The 999-nt window shown below is 61.2% G+C and carries 1 protein-coding gene; it reads right to left on the bottom strand.

Annotated features, from left to right (window positions below):
- Positions 1 to 412 precede the first annotated feature (412 nt).
- The coding region (locus J9893_RS12985) for a hypothetical protein (protein WP_210600838.1) at positions 413 to 999 on the bottom strand (587 nt) is incomplete at its 5' end.

Raw genomic sequence — 999 nt, 5'->3', positions numbered from 1 at the left:
CCACATAGGCCATCCGGCGCCGCGCCAACTGCCCATCTGTCCGCTCATAGTCGCGCTGGGCCAGTACGGAGGCGATCGTTTCCTCGCTCATGCCGAGGGCCGCCATAAAGGCCGGATTGTAGTTGTCGTGCGTTTCGCCGTCATATAAGTAGCTCATCTATTTGCCCCGCTCGAAATGTTAAACAGGCTGCAGCGCAGCCGCCAGGTGTTTGCATGCGCGGCGTGCGCACACCACGATTGGATGCATGGTCGGCAGTCGCCTGCCGTTAGCCTGCCTGCCGCTATCGCCCGTTTGAAGCGGCGCAGCTTGTCGCGGATGCGCTGCTCAATAACGAGAGGCTGTTTATCCATATCAATCCTGATTTACCTAAGCGCCGCTATCGCGGCGCCGTCAAAACTCAAGGCCCAAAGCTCAAGCAAAGGCGGGGCGAAACCCAATGCCCGTGTTCGCGCCCGCGCGGGAAACGTAAAGATGCACAGCAGCGAGGCCGGCATCGGCACCGTCGCCCCAACCGCCGCCACGACACGGGAGTCGCTCGCCGAAGTTACGCATATAAATGCGGCCCTGTGGCAATGCATTGGCTGGCTCCAGCAGCAGCCGCTTCATCGCCTGATTGCTGACGTAGCCGCCCGACTTTGTCATTGAGCGCCAATCTACGTTGGCTGAGTTGCCAGCGTTGCCGTTGTCTCCGATGGCTCCCAGCCTGTTGTTGACTGCGTTGGACAGGATGACTGAGCCTCCAGTTGGTATGGATGCATCAAGAAATGCATCAGCGAACGTCCAGCTCGCCTCGACCTGTGCATTGTGGGAGGACAGCTTAAAACGGCCGTCTTGCAGCAGGAACCCGTCCTGCCACTCCCAGGCGTTGCCTACCAGGTCCGCTATGCCGATGGGCGTGCGGTTATGTGTCGCCTCCGCGCCCATCGAGCCCGTTTGCGTCCGCCCCGTACCGGCGACATCGCCAGGTGCCCGGTTGTCGGCCCGATCGCCTACCATCC

The sequence above is a fragment of the Aeromonas sp. MaB10011B genome (genome assembly GCF_017939325.1).
GTDB lineage: Bacteria > Pseudomonadota > Gammaproteobacteria > Enterobacterales > Aeromonadaceae > Aeromonas > Aeromonas caviae.
The sequence above is the reverse complement of the archived record's forward strand: the minus strand, read 5'-3'. Positions and strand labels throughout refer to the sequence as shown.